This window comes from Paraburkholderia sp. RL17-337-BIB-A (genome assembly GCF_046025895.1).
Lineage (GTDB): Bacteria > Pseudomonadota > Gammaproteobacteria > Burkholderiales > Burkholderiaceae > Paraburkholderia > Paraburkholderia fungorum_C.
The window spans coordinates 2,976,126-2,994,469 of the sequence record NZ_JARESY010000001.1; the positions used below are offsets into that span (position 1 = coordinate 2,976,126).

General features: G+C 65.5%; 10 protein-coding genes and 1 pseudogene. 2 read left to right on the plus strand and 9 right to left on the minus strand.

Annotated features, from left to right (window positions below; all coding sequences use genetic code 11):
• Positions 1-3 precede the first annotated feature (3 nt).
• The 7 genes from bcsA to bcsB all read right to left on the minus strand — a co-directional run bounded on the left by bcsA (position 4) and on the right by bcsB (position 13,774).
• Positions 4-2,550, minus strand: a complete 2,547-nt coding sequence (bcsA, locus tag P0D84_RS13290) for a UDP-forming cellulose synthase catalytic subunit (RefSeq protein ID WP_408337026.1) — start codon at positions 2,548-2,550, stop codon at positions 4-6.
• Complete coding sequence (gene bcsQ / locus P0D84_RS13295; protein ID WP_408337028.1) at positions 2,547-3,347, minus strand: cellulose biosynthesis protein BcsQ; 801 nt, start codon at positions 3,345-3,347, stop codon at positions 2,547-2,549. Before bcsQ ends, bcsA begins: the two co-directional genes overlap by 4 nt.
• Positions 3,344-3,550, minus strand: coding sequence for a hypothetical protein (locus tag P0D84_RS13300; RefSeq protein ID WP_408337030.1), 207 nt, complete (start codon positions 3,548-3,550; stop codon positions 3,344-3,346). Before P0D84_RS13300 ends, bcsQ begins: the two co-directional genes overlap by 4 nt.
• A complete protein-coding gene (gene bcsE, locus P0D84_RS13305; RefSeq protein ID WP_408337032.1) occupies positions 3,550-5,658 on the minus strand; it encodes a cellulose biosynthesis protein BcsE in 2,109 nt (702 codons plus the stop codon). Before bcsE ends, P0D84_RS13300 begins: the two co-directional genes overlap by 1 nt.
• 32 nt (positions 5,659-5,690) lie before the next feature.
• The gene (locus P0D84_RS13310; RefSeq protein ID WP_408339826.1) at positions 5,691-9,542 is read right to left on the minus strand and encodes a cellulose synthase subunit BcsC-related outer membrane protein; all 3,852 of its coding nucleotides are present in this window, start codon (positions 9,540-9,542) and stop codon (positions 5,691-5,693) included.
• A gap of 284 nt (positions 9,543-9,826) precedes the next feature.
• Positions 9,827-11,320 carry a cellulose synthase complex periplasmic endoglucanase BcsZ gene (bcsZ, locus tag P0D84_RS13315; protein ID WP_408337034.1) on the minus strand — a complete coding sequence of 498 codons (1,494 nt, stop codon included), beginning with the start codon at positions 11,318-11,320 and terminating at the stop codon, positions 9,827-9,829.
• Positions 11,321-11,323: 3 nt separating this feature from the next.
• Positions 11,324-13,774, minus strand: a complete 2,451-nt coding sequence (bcsB, locus tag P0D84_RS13320; protein ID WP_408337036.1) for a cellulose biosynthesis cyclic di-GMP-binding regulatory protein BcsB — start codon at positions 13,772-13,774, stop codon at positions 11,324-11,326.
• 361 nt (positions 13,775-14,135) lie between these two features.
• Between bcsB and P0D84_RS13325 the strand changes: the two genes are divergently transcribed.
• A complete protein-coding gene (locus tag P0D84_RS13325; RefSeq protein WP_408337038.1) occupies positions 14,136-14,579 on the plus strand; it encodes a diacylglycerol kinase in 444 nt (147 codons plus the stop codon).
• Between the two features lie 594 nt (positions 14,580-15,173).
• Here the strand turns inward: P0D84_RS13325 and P0D84_RS13330 are convergent.
• A pseudogene (locus tag P0D84_RS13330) lies at positions 15,174-16,097 on the minus strand (IS110 family RNA-guided transposase); the annotation flags it as partial.
• Between the two features lie 840 nt (positions 16,098-16,937).
• Between P0D84_RS13330 and P0D84_RS13335 the strand changes: the two are divergent.
• Positions 16,938-17,099 (plus strand): DUF1328 domain-containing protein, encoded by a 162-nt coding sequence (locus P0D84_RS13335; RefSeq protein ID WP_007182451.1) that lies wholly within the window; start codon positions 16,938-16,940, stop codon positions 17,097-17,099.
• Between the two features lie 342 nt (positions 17,100-17,441).
• Here the strand turns inward: P0D84_RS13335 and P0D84_RS13340 are convergent, their stop codons facing one another.
• On the minus strand, positions 17,442-18,056 hold the full coding sequence (locus tag P0D84_RS13340; RefSeq protein ID WP_408339828.1) for a GNAT family N-acetyltransferase: 615 nt from the start codon (positions 18,054-18,056) through the stop codon (positions 17,442-17,444).
• Positions 18,057-18,344 lie beyond the last annotated feature (288 nt).

An 18,344-nucleotide genomic window follows, 5' to 3' on the forward strand; every position in this document is an offset into this window, starting at 1 on the left:
GCATTAATAACGTGTACGGTCCAGCGCGAGCAGCGACTGAACCGCGCGTGCTGCGCCGTTCAACAACCGCGAATAACCCTCAATGCCCATCGTCAGCACGTCCTTCAGGCCGCGCAGCGGCGTGTCCTCGATCGTCTCTTCGTCCCAGTTGAGCCAGGCGTCGGCGCGGCCGAACGTGCATTGCACCATCTGCCGCTCCTGTTCGAGCGTCAGGCCGTCGAAACGCACGCCGAGGTGCGAGCCCACAAAGCGGCTCACGTGCACCGGAAAATGGAACTGCCGGTCGCCCCGGCTCAGGCACACGCCGAGGCTGTCGCCGAGTGCGAGCTTCAACGCCGGATCGACTTCGAGACCGAGACCGCCGGTCGAATAGTCGCTGGTGATGCACGCCACCGTCGTGCCGTCCGCGAGCAGCAGCGTCGCCGCGGCGCGCATCGCGATACGGTGAGTGACGCGCACCTGCTTCGCCTCGCGCGCCACGCTCGCGGCCGCACCGAGCATCACGAGGTTGTAGAGGGTCCAGAACACGTTCATCAGGATCGTCGCGGTTTCGCCGCCCGGGCCGAACGTCAGCCGGTACACGCCCGCCAGCAGCGCGCTGGCGTTCAGCGCCAGCAGCACCAGATACGGCTTCGATACCGCCCAGTCGAAGTAGCCTTCGGCGATGCGGCCGCCCTTGTCGGTCACATTGAACTTGCCGTGCTTCGGGCTGAAAAACGCGATCGTGGTCGGCAGCGCGATGTACCACGCGAGCACCGATTCGTAGACTTCGGCCCAGAACGAATGGCGATATTTGCCCTGCATCCGCGAGTTGGCGATGTTGGCGAGCACGATGTAAGGCAGCACGAAGCCCGCGATGGTGGTCGCGGACGCGTTGATGAAATACATCTGGAAAAACAGGTACGCCATCGGCATGGTCAGGAAGATGAGCCGTGGGACGCCGTAGAAGAAATGCAGCATCGCGTTGCCGTAGCACAGGCGCTGGAACAGACCGAGTCCGCGGCCGAGAAACGGATTGTCGATGCGGAAAATCTGCGCCATGCCGCGCGCCCAACGGGTGCGTTGCTTGATGTGGCCGGCGAGACTCTCGGTGGCGAGGCCGGCTGCCTGCACGGTCGGCAGATACGCGGTGGTATAGCCGCGCCGGTGCAGTTTGAGCGCGGTGTGCGCGTCTTCCGTGACCGTTTCGACCGCGATGCCGCCGACTTCGACGAGCGCCGCGCGTTTGATGATCGCGCACGAGCCACAGAAGAACGATGCGTTCCACAGATCGTTGCCGGACTGCACGAGCCCGTAGAACAGATTGCCTTCATTGGGCACACGGCGGAAGGTGCCGAGATTGCGCTCGAACGGATCGGGCGAGAAGAAATGATGCGGCGTCTGCACCATCGCGCAGCGGGCGTCGCGCAGGAATGTGCCCATCGTGGTTTGCAGAAACGAGCGGGTCGGCACGTGGTCGCAATCGAAGATCGCAATGTAATCGCCGTGCGTCTTTTCGAGCGCGCGGTTGATGTTCCCCGCTTTCGCATGCTGGTTGTCGCTGCGCGTGAGGTAGCCGATGCCGGCATCGCGTGCGAAATTTTTGAATTCCTCGCGAGCGCCGTCGTCGAGCAGATAGACCCGCAATTTGTCCGCGGGCCAGTCGATGCCCTGGGCGGCGAACACGGTCGGCCGCACCACAGTCAACGGTTCGTTATAGGTCGGAATATAGATGTCGACGGTGGGCCAGCTCGAGGTGTCGGCGGGCAGTTCGGCAACCGTGCGGGTGAGCGGCCATGCGGTCTGCACGAAGCCCAGCAACAGAATGATCCAGGTGTACGCTTCGGCGCCGAACAGCAGGTAGCCGAGAATCGCCTCGCCCGGCGTCTGGAACGACAGGGTCTGCGTGACGCGCCACCAGACGTAGCGCACCATCGCGAGCAAGGCCAGGGTCGTCAGGATGAGCACGGGCATGCGGCCAGGGAAGCGGCGTACCACCAGCGCCACGACCGCCAGCACCGCGAAGAATTCGAACTGGCCGTCCGCCTGCAACGGCGAGGTGCCGATCATCGACCACACCACGGCGCCCGCCACGACGATGAACGGCAGCAGCCAGCGAATGTGGCCGATGCGCTGCGTGCCGGCTTCGAGCTGCATACCCCAGCGTTCCCACGGCAGGCTCGGCAGCATCGCTTCGATGCGCCGCTGCACACGCCGCCAGCGCAGCAGCACCGGCACCAGCCAGCGGTCGATCCATGCGAGCACGGCGCGCGCTTTGGCCGCGCCGGTCTGTGCGCGCGGCTTCGGCGCGCGGATGAACGCGCGCCACAACCACGCTCGCAGCCGATGCGGTTCGAGCACGCCCCAGTGCGCGGCCAGATGCAGCACGGCGGCACGAATCCACAAGCGCGCGAGATCCGCCTGGCCGGCAGCCGGCGGCTGGAAGAACACGCGCACGAACCAGTCGAGCGCCGTGCGCTCGGCGGGCAGTCCGAGGCCGCGCGCGAGCCAGTCGAACGCGCGTTGGCGGCGCGTGCGTTCGCTGCGGCCGACGGCAGCGGGTCCGCTCATGGTCGCCCATCCACACGGCGCGCGTTTGCCGCCGACGCATCAGGCAGCGCCGCGGCAAGCCACGCATGCAGCCAATTGGCGAGGCCTTGCAGATCGTGCGAGGCCTGCGAATGCGGTGCGTCGTCGAATAGCCACGTGCCGCGTGCGAATGATTCGGGCAGTGCCGCGTCCAGATGCACGCGCTGCGCGAGCGGCAGGCCGTCGCCGAGCGCGGCGCCCAGCATCGCCAGCGCGTCGCGTTGCATGTCGCGCGCCGGATTCAGCCGGTTGACGATGATCCGCAGCGTCGCGCCGCCGCGCCGCAACGTGTCGAGCCGCTCGACCAGGGTCGCGCAGGCGGCCGGTTCAGGCGGCGTCACGCACAGCACGAGATCGGCGCTCTGTACAGCCTGCTCGCCTTGCTGCGACGGATAACGGGCCGTGTCGACGAGCACGACGCCCTCGCGCGGCAAATCGAGTTGCGCGAGCGCGTTGGCGAGCCAGCGCGGTTCGGCGGCGAGGCGCGCATCGCAGCGCGCGCTTTGTTCGAGCGACACCGCGCCGTACGGCACGAACAGCACGCCCTCGCTATTGCGCCACGTGTGCGCGTGCCACGCTGCGTTGTCGTCGAGCATGGCTTGCGCAAGACCGGCCGGTGCGAGGCAATCGAGACCGAGGTGCGCGCCGAGCATATTCTGCGGGTCGAAATCGAGCGCCACCACGGGACGGCCGCGCCGCGCGAGCAGCACGGCGAGCGCCGCGCTCAGGGTCGTGCGGCCGGTGCCGCCGGCGGTGGAGACGACAGCAATCGTCTTCATGAGGTGCCTCCAGGGGCACGCTCGGCCTCGGGCAACAGGCGCGCGCGCAATGCGACCGGCTCGATGTCGCAAGGCACTGCATCGCGCGGATCGAAGTGGCGTATCGCCGCGAGACCGCGACGCGAGCCGGCGCGCTGCCACACAATCCACACGGGAATCGCGAGAAGCAGACCCGCGGCAAAACAGATCAACAGGAATTCCATTACTCGCTCCCTTTCTTGCGCAGTGGCATCGCGTAGGGTTCGGCGCGGCGCGGCGGCGCAATTGGCCCGGATGCCTCGGCCTGCCTGGCTTCGTGGCCGGCTTTGTGCTCGGCTTTGTGCTCGGCTTTGTGCCCGGCTTTGTGCCCGGCTTTGTGCCCGACTTCGTGGCCTGCTTCGTGTTCCGCTTTGTGCCCGGCTTCGTGGGCCGCCACTTGCCCAGTCTTCTGTGCAAGCTCCTGCGCCGCTTCCGCGCGCGCCGCTTCAAGCGCTTGCTCCACCGCGGCGAGCTGCTCAACCGTCGACATCCCTTCTTCAGCCGGCAAGACCGTACCGGCGTGCGCGACTGCGACCGGCACAGCAGTTCGACTGCGCAACGGCGTAGCGAACAGATCGCTGTAGTCGGCGATCGGCGCGCGCCGGCTCGCCGTGGCAAGCGCCTTCAATTCATCGCCGATGCTCTGCTCCGCGAGATGGACGATGCCGTCCGCAATCCGTTCGACCGGCACGTTGAAGATGCGGGCCAGCGCGGCGTCCGCGTCGGCCTGCCGGCACGCGAACAGGAACACATACAGGTGCGAGGCATCCGCCGTGAAGATGTCGCCGGCACGGCGCGGCACACAGCTTTTCAGGGCTTCGACGTGCGCGCATTGCGGCAGCAGCGTCAGCTTGACGAGCACGTGCGGCAGTTGCAGCACGGCACTGCGTTCGAGCACCGCGCGCACCCGCTCGCAGAACGTACCGGCCGGCAGATAACCCAGCACGTCTTCGCTCAGCGCGGCGCTGAGCGCGGTGCGATAGTCAGCGGCGACCGCCCGCGTGTGCAGTTGTCCCTGCAACGACTGCAGCAGCGACTGCATCCGCGAGAACGGCAGATCGCGACCCAGCACCAGGTTGGCGCCGAGCGTCAGCACCAGCAGTTCGTATTGATGGCGCAGCACTTCGCCCCGTTCGGCGACGACGATCTTCAACGCGCGCCCGGCCTGGCGGCGCAGTGCATGGATCGCCGCGCACAGGGCTTCGAGTTGCGCACCGCTAGCGTAATCGAGCACGATGGTCGCCGCCTGCGCATCGACGCAGGCCGCCAGCACGGCCTGCTGATCGGCCAGCACTTCCCAGTTCGGCGGCACCCACGCCTCGTGTCCGCGCACCGCCGCGCGGCTGACTATCACCCGCTGTTCGTCGCGCGCCAGCAGTCCATCGCCGCGTGCGGCGGCGTCGCTGAGCGGATCGCGCGCGACGCTTAGGCGGCCGTTATCGGTAAAGCGCAGCGAGCGCACCTCGCCGGTGACGAGCGTGCGGTCCGAGCGCCAGAAATCCACCTGCCACAGCAACTCGCCGTGGGTGCTCTCCATCCGCGCGACGCCCGCGCAGGCTGCGTGAAATTCGTTGCGGCCAAGTTGCGCCGCTGCGCTGTCGGCGGTCGGCTCGATGAACAGTGACCGGGTAGCGGCGTCGAGGTCCGTGTCGGCATCCCCATTGACGTCCGCACTGACGTCCGATTGCGAACCCAGCAGCAACACCAGCGTGATGTCGCGCACCGCGCACCAGTTCGCGAGCATCCGGCCTTCGCGCGCGAGTGCCGCCGGATCGTCCCAGTTGAACCAACGCTCGGCGCCTTCGACGAAATACAGCGAGCGCGAACGGAAGCCGAAGCGCTTGAGCGCGCGCAAACCGCCAAACACCTTGGCAAGCGGGACCGGCGGCACCCCGTGGGGGCCTGCGTCGGCGGGACCGGCCGGCGGCATCGCGAGGACGCTCAGGTTACGCGGCCAGCCGGAGGCCGGCGCGTGGGTGCTGAAACCGAGTTCGCGCAGACGTTTGGCGACTTGCGCACGAGTGCGTGCCAGCACCACGGTGACGTCGCGCGCCTGCGCCTCGCGCGCGCTTTCCCAGAGCAGCGCGTCGGCGCCTGGCGTGCGCGCGGCGGCATAGATCGCGTAGAGCTTGCCGGTTTCGAGCGCGGCCCATTCGGCGGGCAGCGCATCGATCGCCAGTTGGCCGAGCAGCCGCGCGTCGCTAGCCGATCCCGCCCGGCGGACAGCCTGCAGCAGGCGTCGCACAAAGGCGCCAGCCGGCTTCGGCTTGAGTGAATTCGAAACGGTGCTCACGCGTGGCTTTCCTGATCTCGTTGTATCGCCGCTCAAAAGCTGGAGTAAAGGCGCACGGGCGTCGGCGACAGACTGTTGTCCTGCCTGCGTCCGTCGAAGGTGTAGCGCATGTACAGCAGCGCGGAACTCGGTGCGTAGTCATGCGAACGATCAATGCTGAGCTGCGCGCCCGCCGCCAGATAACGGTTGAAGCGGTACTGCACGATGCCGCTCAAGCCATACGAAAATGCGACGCCGCGCGTCGAGCTGGCCGGATTGACGAGGTTGCTGAAGCCCGGCGCCGAGCTGGCCGTCTTCCACACATCGTTGAGTGCGGCCGATGCACTGTTCAGCGCGGGCAAGCCGTTCGGGTAATACGGCGAGGCCTTCTCATACGAATTCGACACGCCGACGGTGGCCGTCAGGTCCCAGTTCAGCGCATCGCGCCGGCCCGCCCATTCGATCGGCACGCCGAGCGACAGATAGCGTTGCGGGCTGTAATAGCCGCCCTGCCCGAACGAATAGAAGCGTTGATTGTTGGTGTAGTGCCAGACGTTGCCGACCAGGCCCGTGCTCACCAGCGTGTTGACGCGTTGGTAGACCGGCAGCGTGAAGCCGGTGCGCAGGGTGACTTCCTGGTTGCTCGCCACATTGCGGCCGGTCAGCATGCCCGCGCCGACATCGGCGAACACGCTGGTCGTGCCGACATCGAGCGCCGAGTGGAAGTCGATGCCGTCGCGGCGCACCCCGCCCCACACGGCGCCGGTCAGCGGATCGTGCATGCCCGCGTATGACAGCAGACTGCTCGTCTCCGGACGGCGCGAGCCGCTGATCGAAAAGCTCGCCGGTCCCGCGTCGAACTGATAGCGCACGCCGCCCACCAGGTAATGCACGGGAAAACCGAGCGGCGTCGTGCCGAAGTCGAAGCGCCACGCATCGGACGTATAGCCCGTGCCGAGCGCCACGCCGGTGGCCGACTGATGCAGATACGGCAGCGTCGCGGCGTAGTCGGCCACGGTCTGCGGCGCCACGTTGTGCGCCTGCGCGAGCAAGTCGGCGGCGCCCAGCGTGCCGAACGTGTCGCGCGTCGACGAATTCGCGTCGCTGACGTCGAGCGTGCCGGCATCGATATGCACCGTATCGGCGTGGAAGAAAAAGTGGCCGTCGTAGCGATACGGAATCTGCACGTACACGGGCGCTTGCCACGCGCGAAACTGCGAAATGCCGGCATCGCCCGATTTGGACGCGGGGATCCATGCGGTTTCGAGCTCCGGATCGCGGCGTTCCTGCAGATCGGCCAGCGCGGCCTGGGCGGGCGTGCCGTCGGGGCCGGCCGTCACACCCGCCACGCGTTCCTGGCTAAGCGACAGGCGGTACAGCGATTCGGCGTCCTCGTACTGGCCCAGATCCTGGGCGATCCGTCCGCTTTGTACCGTCACGTCCGGCCGCGCGGGATACGCGATCCGCAAGGCCGAGGTGATCTGCTGAGCTTCCTGCGGGTGGCGCAATGCCGCCAGACGGCGAGCCGCGGACAGCCGCGTATCGACGTCGTCGGGCGCCGCGCCGTCGACCACCGTGCGCACGAGATCGAGCGCCGTGCGGCGTTCGCCGCTTTGCTCCAGCACCCGGGCGAGCGCCAATTGCGCGTCCGGATCGTTCGGCGTCGCGGCCAGCACCGGCGCCAGCGCGGCGCGCGCGACCGCATAGTGCCCCTGAAGACGTTCGAGATCGGCGACTTCGAACGCATACCGTTTGTCGCGCCGGCCGGCCGGACTGACGCGAGAGAGCAACTGCCGCGCGGCGGCGTAGTCCTGACGATCGAGCGCTGCGTCGGTCTGGCGCAGAATCGAGCGCAACGCCTGGTCTTCGAGACGCGCGCTTTGCGCGGGGCTCAGTTGTGCATCGCTACGCAGCGACGTCAGCCACGCGTCCAGTGCGTCATTGCGTTTAGCGCTGCCGAGCAGATCGCCGTAGCGCAGACGCACGTCGGCGTCGGTCTGCTGCGGATGCGTGTCGATCCAGTTCTGCAGCAACGCGAGGCCGCGCTCGGGTTGGCCCTGATCGATCCACAGCGCGCCGACCGCGGCCAGCAGGTTCGGATCGTCGCCGGCCAGCGAGCGTGCCTGGTCAAGCGCGTGTGTCGCGCCCGCAAGGTCGTCCTGCGCGAATGCGGCGCGTGCCTGGGCGAGCCACTGCTGTGCTTCCAGATTGCGCTCGAGCGCGCGCACGCCGTCCGTGCGGTCCTTGTCGGCGATCGGTGCGAGCACGGCTTGCGCACCGTCGATGTCGTCAAGCGAGTTGCGATAGAGCGCGCTCGCATAACGCATTTCGGGCGATGCCGACGCGGCGAGGCCATCGTCCATCACCACCCGCCCAAGTTGCGGCAGACCCAGATCGCGATATAGACGCGCGAGCGCAAAGCGTGTCCACGGGGCATCGGGCGCGAGCCGCAACGCCGCCTCGTAGCGCTGCGCGGCCGGGCCGCGCTGGCCCGCCGCGAGCAACTTTTCCGCTTCTGCGCTGAGGATGTCGGCGCGCAGTTGCGCGAGGCTCTGGCGGTCGTCGGCAGCCGTGAAACGGCTTTGCAATGCGTCGAGGAGCGGCGCGACCTGGGCCGCGCGACCGGTGTTCTCGAACAGCGTCTGGGTACTGCGCACCGCCGCCAGGCTGGGTTCGCGCGCCGCCAGCAGGTCGCGCAGCAGCGGTTCCGCGGCGCTCCAGTCGTGCTGGGCGAGCAGCGCGTCGGCGAGCATCAGTTTGGCGTCGGCGTTGGCCGGCTCCATCGCGAGCGCGGCGCGCGCGGCCCGCTCGGCATCCTGCGGCCGCCCGGCTGCGGCGGCCTCGCGGCCCTGCGCCAGCGTGCCCCAGAACTGCGCGGCACGCGCGAGGCTGTCCCATTTCGCGCGATTGTCCGGCGCGAGCACGGCCGCGCGCAGAAACAGCGTGCGGGCTTCGTCACGCCGCCCTTCGCGCATGCGAACCAGACCGAGGCCGCCGACCGCCTCGGGATCGGTCGCGCGGGCTTGCGCTGCTCGTGCGAGCAGCGGTTCGGCTGTCGTCAGATCGTTGCGCGCGAGTGCCTGCAGGCCGCGTTGCTGCGCGATGTAGTCGGGATTGCGTTCGAGTTGGCGCTGCGCGTCCAGCTGCGCTTCGATCACGCCGACCCGGTCCTTGAACTCGGTGTCGTCCGGTACGAGTTGCAGATAGGCTTGCAGCGCCGCGAGATAAGCCGGGTCCGCGCCCGCGGATTGCAGCACGTGACGCCACGCGTCGAGCGACGCCGAGCGATCCGAATCCGGCCGCGTGGCGAGATTCCACGCGATGCGGTTGGCCTCGGCGCGCGTCTCGCCGCGTGCGCTCAGCAGATTGGCGAGCACCAGCGCCGAATCGACATCCGACGGATCGGCGGCGATCCGCTGACGCAAGGCGTCGACCGCCTGCACGCGGCCTTCGGGCGTGCCCGCGATGATCTGGTAGTACTCGGCGCCGAGCGACCCCGACGGCGCGCCGTGCGGAAACAGCGCGACCAGCCGCCGCGTCGCTTCGGCGGACTGGCCGCTGCGCGCCATCAGGCGGATCGTCGCCAGTTCCTCACGGCCGTTGGTGGCGACGCGGAACTCATCTTCGATCTGCTGCGTGGCCGGCGTACCGGGGGCCTCGGCCCGCAGCCGCGCCAGGGTCGTCTGCGCGGCCTGGGCCTGGCCGAGACGCAACTGGGTGCGCACTTGCTGGGCCAGCAGCGAAGGATCGTCCGGCGCGATCAGCAAGGCCTTCTGGATCGACTGCAATGCGAGATCGTCGCGATGCTTGGTCGACCACATGCGGGCCGTCGCGAACAGGCGCTGCGCGGCGGTGTTTTGCGATGGCGTGGTGGTGATTGGTTGCTTGCCTGGTTGCGTGCTTATTTGCGCGGCCGGCTGGGTGCCTGGACGCTTGCTTATTTGCGTGCCCGTCTGCGTGTTTGGACGCTTGCTTATTTGCGCGCCCGCCTGGGTGCCTGGACGCTTGTTTATTTGCGTGCCCGCCTGCGTGCCTGGGCGCTTGCTTATTTGCGCGGCCGTCTGGGTGCTTGTCTGTGCGCTTGCCTGCGTGCTTGTCTGGGTGCCCGCCTGCGTGCTTGCCTGCGCCGCTGCCCATGCGGCGACCGGCGCGATTTGCGCCGCGAAACCGAGCAGCAGCGCTGCGCACGTTATCGAGAAACGACGCCGCACGGCGAACTCCAGCGCAGATTGAGGGTGCCGTCGGCGGCAAAGCGATAGCGGCCATCGCGCCAGCCGAGCCCGAACAGACTCAGCACGCTGCTGTAGTAGCCGGCCGGCGCCTCGCGATCGAGCTGTTCCATGCGCGCGATCTGCGCATCGCCGAGCGCGCGCTCGCCGCGCGCGTCGAGAAACGGCACGGCCGCCGCCGAGAAACCGGCGTTACCCATGTTCGCGCCGACGTTGCCGTTCGTCGTATCGACCTTTTCCGGCGGCGCACCGTGCGCGGCGATAAAGGCAGCGAACGGTGCAAGGCGGGTGAGCAGCGGTTGCGCGAGCGGATCGCGTGGATCGAGCATGCCGGCCCACAGGTAGACGCGAATCGCGTTATAGGCGCTCTCGGCCTGGCTTTGGGCGTCCGGTGCGAAACCCTGTTTGGCGCGGTACAGGGCCCAATCCGGTGAAAAGCCGTGGGGCGCGGTGTCGAGCAGAACCCGGCCAGTGCTGGCGAGAAGGCGTGTCCAGCGGGCGTCGTCCGGCAGCAGTGTGCCGATGCCGCGGATCACCTGCGGCGGCGAATAACTCGGATTGACGCGCCACACGTCCGGCGCCGGATGAAAGCCTACCGGCCCTGGCAACAGGGTCAAGCCGAGACCGGGAACGCTGGCTGTTTCCTCGTCGAGCACGCGCTTCGCGAGTACCGCGCCACGCGCTGTGTAGCTGCGTTCCTGCCAGACGCGGCCGGCTTCGAGCAGTGCATATGCGATCCACAGATCGGCATCGGACGAAGCATTCGCATCCAGCACGCCCCATTGCCCGCTGTCCGAGCGGCCCCACAACCAGGCCGGCAGATGCGCGGTCAGATCGCCTTGCGCGAGGTGAGCCTCGGTCCAGTTGAGGATCGAATCGAAGGTTGTGCGGTCGTCAGCGACGAGCGCGAAGAATAGCGCGTATGACTGACCTTCGGATACCGTGCGCGAATCGGCCGAGCCGACGTCGATCACGCGCCCTTCAGGCGAGATGAAGTCGCGCTTGAACTGCTGCCAGCGCGGCCATGCGGGGGCTGTGCAGGAGGCTGGCGTAGGAGTGGTGAGTTTGGGTGCGGGTGCGGGTGCGGGTGCGGGTGCGGGTGCGGGTGCGGGTGCGGGTGCGGCTGCGGGTGCGGCTGCGGCTGCGGCTGTGGGTGCGTTGTCGTTGTTGTTAGCGGCGTTGTCGTTGTTGTTAGCGGCGTTGTCGTTGTTGTTAGCGGCGTTGGCGGGCACCGACAAGCTCGCGGCGAACACGCCGCTCGCGAGCGTGGCGGCCACGCCGATGGCCACACTGGTCGACGCACGGCTTACCGCACGGCTTACCACGCGGATAGACAAGCCGCTAGACACCCAGGTAGCAACCGTTGGGTCCACCACCAACGCCAGGCGCGTGCGCGCCGCCAGCGCCGCGCCCGGCGCCTGCCGCAACGACGCTTTCCACTTCACCGGCAGCATCGGTCAGACTCCCCGGCGGCGCGCGGCCAGTTCCTGCAACGCGGTGAACGCGCCGACCGCCAGCAGCAGCCCGGCGATTGCGCCAAGCACGCCCAGCAGGATCGGATGCTGAATGGCCTTGCTCCAGAGCCGCGCATACCAGGGCACATAGCCGACCAGATACGGTTCGCCGACGCGCATGCTGTCGACTTCACCGTCGCGCACCAGGGCGACGTCGCCTTGCAGTTGCGCGACCCGGTCCGGCTTTTCCAGCACGTCGAGCAACTGGAGCAACTGATGCTGATCGGTGGCCGTCAGCGCGATGACGCTCCGTCCCTTGCTGCCGGGCAATTCGAAGCCCATCAGCGCGGCCAGCGAGCCGTCGCGTTCGAGATCCGCGCTGCCGTCCGGCAGATGCGCGCCGTTGTGCCACTGCTCCTTCACCGAAAACGTGGCGCGCGTGACCTTCCCGCCTTCGACACCCTCGGCAGCGTCCTTCGGGTTCGCGCCGATGGTCAGCGGCAGCGCCTGATGCCAACGATCGAGCCACGGTGTCGAACCATTGCCGCCGATCACCAGCAGATCCTTGCCCGCCAGTTGCGTGATCTCGGCCGGCCGCGCGATCTGCACGCGCAACGCCGGATAGCCGGTCCATTGCCCCATGTGGCCGAGCATCGTCAGCAATGCCTCGAGTTCTTCGGGTGCGGGATGCGCGGGAATCACCACGGCCGTCTGCGACAGATCGGCATACCGCGTGAACGGAAAGCCGCTATTCGAGAAGTACGCGAGATTTGGCATCTGCGCGTAGTGAACGAAGTTCGAGAAGTCGATCGTCGAGTCCGGGTCGACCGCCGCCTGCACGGGATTCGACGCGACGCCCTGACACAGGCCGGTCTTTTGCGAATCGAGATTGAAGCGCAACTGCAACTGGTTCGAGCTGCCGACGCGGAACGCCGGAATATCGAGCGCGCTCGTCGAACGGTTGCCGTTCGACGACAGCACCGGCAGTTGCAGACGGCCCTGTGCATCGTCGGCGCTGGCCGGCGCGAGCCGGTACGACTTGACCAGTTGATCGTTGATCTGCACGGCGAGGATCGAGTTGTTCTGCACCGTCGGCGCCGTATAGCGGTACTTCAGATTCAGCGGCACGCCCGCGCCGTTCCATGAAAACAGATCGGCGGGCACGCGCAGATTCAGGCGGATTGGGTCCGGCGAACCGCCGCGCACCTGCAACTGGCTCGGATCGTCGGTCAACTCCTTGAACGCGACCGGACGGTCGACCGGCAACCAGCGCGGCGCGTCATAGGGCTTGCGTGGCGCGCCAATGTCGATCTGCGCGACCTGCACCGCTGGACCCGCCATCGCCGTCCTGCCGAGCACGAGCGCGGCGGCCGCCTGATCGACTTCCGCGGCGGTGCGGCCGGTCACGATCAGCAGCTTCTTGTAGACGGATGCGGGATTGTCGGTGACGATCAGCATCGGCCCATTGACCGGCGGCAGCTTCAACGCCGCGGGCAACTGCGCGCTGCGCGCCACCACCACGGCCTGATCGTCGGACGGCAAGGTGGACGAGACCGGAAAACGCGCCTGCCGATAATCGGCGAGCGCGCCAAACCATGAGGCCAGCACGCCGGCGCTGCGCAGCGTCGCGTTGTCGACGCCTGCCGGCAGCACGAAGGGCAGACGCAGGCGGCTCACATCGCGCCGGTCGAAAAACGGCGCCGGCAGCAACGCGAGATCGTTAGGTAAGCGAATCGGCGACGTGTCGAGAATGATTTCGCTTGTCGGACTCACGTCGGCCCATAACGACGAGTTCTCCGGGTCTTCGCAATGGTCCAGCGTGTAATGCGCGATGAGCCTCACTCCAAGCTGGTTGTAATCGGTCAGGAAACGCGGATCGAGCGGGATGTCCTGCGTGACGACCTGCCCTGCATGCTCGCGATCGAACGGCACGGTCGCCACCACTTCGTCGTTGATCGACAGCTTGAAGTGCGAGATCGGGAACACCAGCGCCGGCGAATACGTGTAGCGCAAACGCAGCCGCGCCGCGTTCACCACACGATCGAGCCGCACGCCGACGTTGACGACGCTCACGTCCTCGAGACCGCGCAGATTCAGCGGCCGATACGCACCCAGCGCGGAGAACGGTATGTGTACCGTGGTCGAGCCGGCTGCGCTGGCCGCGGCGTTGGATGCGTTCGTCGCGTTGGACGCTCCCGTTGCGAGCGGTGCGGCGGTTGTGTTGGTTGCAAGCGGTGCGGCGGTTGCGTGGGTTGCGTGGGTTGCGTTCATTGCGCGCGCGCCGTTGGCAGCGGTGCCCGGCGCAGCGGGCGACGGCAGTACAGCGACGGTGGCGGACGACGGAACGCGCGCGGAAGACAAAGGAAGTGCGGTAGGCGCGGCGGCTAGCGTAGCGGCATACAAGGCGCCGACGAGCGCCGTCAGCGACAGACAAAACGAAACGACAGGTTTCATGGACGATCAGCTTGTTGGACATCGGCCATCCGCCCCATGATTGCGTGGGACATCGTTGCGAATTCGGCCTGCCGCGGAAGTTTGCGGAAAACGTGAAAAACGGAAATGCGACATGACCGCGATGCGGTCCCCTACGCTTGTATACGGACGATCCCGCGAAACCTTGAATGACGAGCGACACGACAAACGGCCAACACATGGCGCGTGTCCGGCATAGCGTGCCGGATGCCTGCTTCGCGCTTTTTCCGAGGACTGTGGCTCAGGGGTACCGGCGCCATTGGGCGGGCGAGAAGATATCACAAGTCCGCGACAATTTGTGACATTTGAGGCATGCTGCGGCCACCTTGACTCGAAGCAAATCATGAGCAATCCGATAAAGTCTTCTTCGGCCCCTTCGGCGGCTTCTTCCACGTCGTTGCCTGCTAAACGCAGCGGGCCTTTGCGTGCGCTGTATGCGCTGCGGCACTCCTGCGACGGCATTGTTGCGACGTTGCGCGAGGAAAGCGCTTTTCGTCAGGAGATTGCGCTGGCGGCGGTTTTGCTGCCTTCTGCCGTGTTGATGCCGGTTGGCGCGATCGAGCGGGTATTACTGATTGTTTCCGTGCTGCTGGTGCTGCTGGTGGAGTTGTTGAATTCGAGCATCGAGGCCGCGATTGATCGCATTTCGCTCGAACGGCACGCATTGTCCAAGCGTGCCAAGGACTGCGGCAGCGCGGCGGTCACGATGGCGCTCCTGATCTGCGCGGTGACGTGGGGCGTATTGTGCGGGCCGCTCGTTTATCACTGGCTCCGCGCGCAAATATGAGCCGCGGCCAGGTCTGGCGCATGCCGTGCGCCTGAATTTCTTCTGTAATGCGTATTGATCGTTTGCGTGTGGATGGATTGGGATGCGCAAACGTTAGCGCGGGATGAAAGTTCGGGTTTCTGGTTCTCTTCGATGGTGCGTTGGCGCATTTCTACGCGCCCTGCTCATCTGATTCGAGTCAGATAGCTGCTGCCAACTTGGCGATTTGCGATTCCTGGGAAGACGCGGATGCTGTGCTGTTGCAGCGACGCGACAGTCACGCCGGTGGCGAGGTGGGTTTTTGGACGCTAAACGCGCTGTCCTAGATGAAGGTGCTGGGATGGCCTTTACTTGAATTGTCTGCTCGCGCGGTGTTTGTTTCTGTGCGCTTATGCGCGGTGGCCGTTTCTTGAGGTGGTTGCCTGCGTGGCGGTTGTTTTCTGTTTGCCTACGGTGTTGGCCCTTCGCTGAGTTGTTTGCCTGCGCGGCGCTCGCTTTCTGTTTGCCTGCGGCGTTGGCCTTTCCTTGAGTTGTTATTGGTCTATTAGCGTTGCCCCTGTGCGGGGCGGCACCTACTTTTCTTTGCCTGCCGCAAAGAAAAGCAACCGTATTGGGTGTTGAGTTATGGACCATGGCGTTGAGCGTCACGATGAGCTTGCGGATGCACGCGGTCATGGCCACCTTGAAGGGTTTGCCGGCTTTGCGCAGACGGTCGTAGAAGGCCCTGATCACCGGGTTGAAGCGCAGCGCGGGAATGCAGGCCATATAAAGCGCGCGCCGCACGATGGCACGACCGCCCTGAATGCGCCGCTTGCCGGTGTGCCTGCCGCTGTCGGAATTGAACGGTGCGACACCGGTGAGCGCGGCGATCTCGCGGCGGTTCAGTGAACCGAGTTGCGGCATGAATGCGATCAGCGTGGCCGCCGCACCGGGACCGATGCCGGGCACCGAGCGCAGCAGGTCCTCCTTCTGGCACCACGCGGGCGAAGCGCGCATGAACGAATCGATGTCCTTGTCGGCGACGGTGAGCTGCTGCTTGAGCCATTTGATGTGGTCATTCAGGCTTTCCTTCGCCGCGGCGTGAGCGCGCTCCAGGCGGGCCTTTTCGGCCACGAGCATGTCGATGAGCTGGGCACGGCGCAGCAGGAGTGCCTGCAGCTGCTCGGTCTGCACATCGTTGAGCGGACGCACGACGGGTTTGATGACGGCGGCGAAATGGGCGATGACGAACGCGTCGATGCGATCGGTCTTCGCCCGTTTGCCGGTGGCTTTGGCAAAGTCGCGCACCTGTCGGGGATTGACCGCGACCGCGCGCAGGCCGGCCTGGCAGAGCGCCCTGAGCACGGCGAGTTCGAGCTTGCCGGTGGCCTCCATGACGATCAGGGTGGGGTTCAGCGCGATCAGACGCTGGACCAGCTGGTCGATGGCGGCGGTTTGATTGTCGACACTGAAATGTTCGGTCGTGTCGTGGATGGCAACGTCGAGCGTGCTACCGCTGACGTCGATGCCGATATAAAGGGACGAAGAGGTCTGGTTCATCACGGTACCCATACTTGCAGGAAAATACGAGCTCGGGGCTCAGTCAACTGTTCGGGTTAAGAGGATGAAAAGGACAGTCGCTCAGGCTTTTCTGCGGGCTCGAGGCACTGTAGGCAGACGAGCTGACTGTCCGTGTGGCGACAACTGATCGGGTCGGCGCCACGGAGGGGAATATACAAGTAGGCAAAAGAAAGCGGAAGCAGAGGCGAAGAGGCAATACACGCCACGGCGTCAAACGAACCATGAGCGCAAAAACACGGCGGCCGGTTTTAAGAAGTGCCCTTCGGCGCGCGCAGCGTCGCCGGAAGTATGACGGCCTTGTCACTCATGCGGAATGTGCGAGAACACGGATTCCAGATGCACCACTAACGTAACTGTGCGGGGGACCCGCTTATGCGCTGGCGGTGTGAGCCGCTTTCTTTGCTTATCTTTCTTTGCGGCGGCAAAGAAAGTAAGTGCCGCCCCGCACAGGGGCGACGCTAATCGACCAATATCAATTCAAGGAAAGGCCAACACCGTAGGCATACAGACGAACAAGCGCCACGCAAGCAACGAGATCAAGAAAAGGCCAACACCACGCGCAGACAGCCATACAAGCGCGGCACGGGCAAACAAATCAGGGAAAGCCAGCGCCGCAGGCAACCGAACAAGCGCTGCGCAGGCAGCCCAACCAGAACCTGCCGACCAGCCCCGCAATGCCGCCGCCAAAGGCAAAAACTCCCCCTTAGGCACACCTATTGCTCCATATCGCTCGCCGGCAAAAATCCGTCAAAGCACGCTGTGCCCACAACGAGCCGCCGCTTTTTATTTCACTCCAGCAATCCATCGGTGGGAGGCCCCATGCTTCGATACGCTGCAATCTTCTTCATCATCGCGATCATCGCCGCAGTATTCGGCTTCGGCGGCATTGCCGCGGGCGCTACGGAAATCGCCAAAGTCCTGTTCTTCATCTTCGTGGTGATCTTCCTCGTCACCTTGCTGATGGGCGTGATGCGACGCTGACCACCGCATCGACCAAGGTAAGAAACACCCACCCCGGCGCGAGGACCAGCAGCTCGTTGCAATACTTGCCACACGGTATTGCAATAGTTGCTCCCCACACCGGGGTTTTTACTGCAAACACCCACACGTCGCACGTATGCACGCCCGGAGCGCATTGCATCGCAGCACTGCTTCTCAACTACCTCAAGCACCCAAAAAAATTCAGAAACTCAATACCTCTCCAGCCCAGTAGCTCACCCGCTCGGTGGCTCAGTAGCGCGGCAGCTCAGCAGCTCGGTAGCTCAGCAATTTCGAGGTTCACCAGCTTCAAAGCTCAAGCCCGCTAGTGCACGAGGACACTCGTCATGCCGCGCGCGCAATCCTCGCCGGGACCGTCAATCTATGCGACCAGTTCGCGAGCGTACGTGTCACTACCGGCGGCTTGCTCAGGATCGCGCTGTCGTATCGCTTGCCATCGAAACGTACGAAATCGACGATGCGAAACCCCTGCCCTCTGTAAAATGCAATCAGGTGCGCGGCCGGTTGCGGCGTATCGAGCGCAAGCTCCGCATAACCGCGCGTCGCGGCCCAATGGTCGGCGAAAGCGATCAACAAGGTACCAATGCCCCGTGCCTGCCACATGGGCTCCACGCCGAACTGGCGCAAGCTGGCGATATCGTCGCGACGATACAACTCGCACGGCGAATCATGATCCGGCGCATACAGCGTCATCGTGCCGACAATGCGCCCCCCGCAAACCGCGACGTAGCAATCGCCCCGCGTCGCGCGCGAACGTGTCGTCTCCACCGTTTGATCCACACAGGTGCAATTCAAGCCCATCGCGCCGAGTCGTGTGAAAGCCCGATGCAACAGCGCAGTCAACGCAACGTACGAATCGCGCGACGGATCAAACCGGCGCAGTTCGACACGGCCGATGCCGTGACACACGTAGTCGATACGGACGGATTGCTGCGTCATTGCACGTCGCTTCACGTTGAGCACCTCGCGCTATCAAGATGCACGAAGTGTAGGTTTCACGCATAAGCGTCTCAAGAAAAAATGTCGTAAAAACTCACATGGGATGTAGTGCCGACTTACCGACTTACCGACTTACCGACTTGCCGACTTGCCGACTTGCCGCTTGCCGCTTGCCGACTTGCCGATATGCCGATATGCCGATGTGCCAACGCGCCGATGTGCCAACGTGCCAACGTGTCATTGGACCAATGGACCAATGGACCAATGGACCAGCATGACACCACGTTG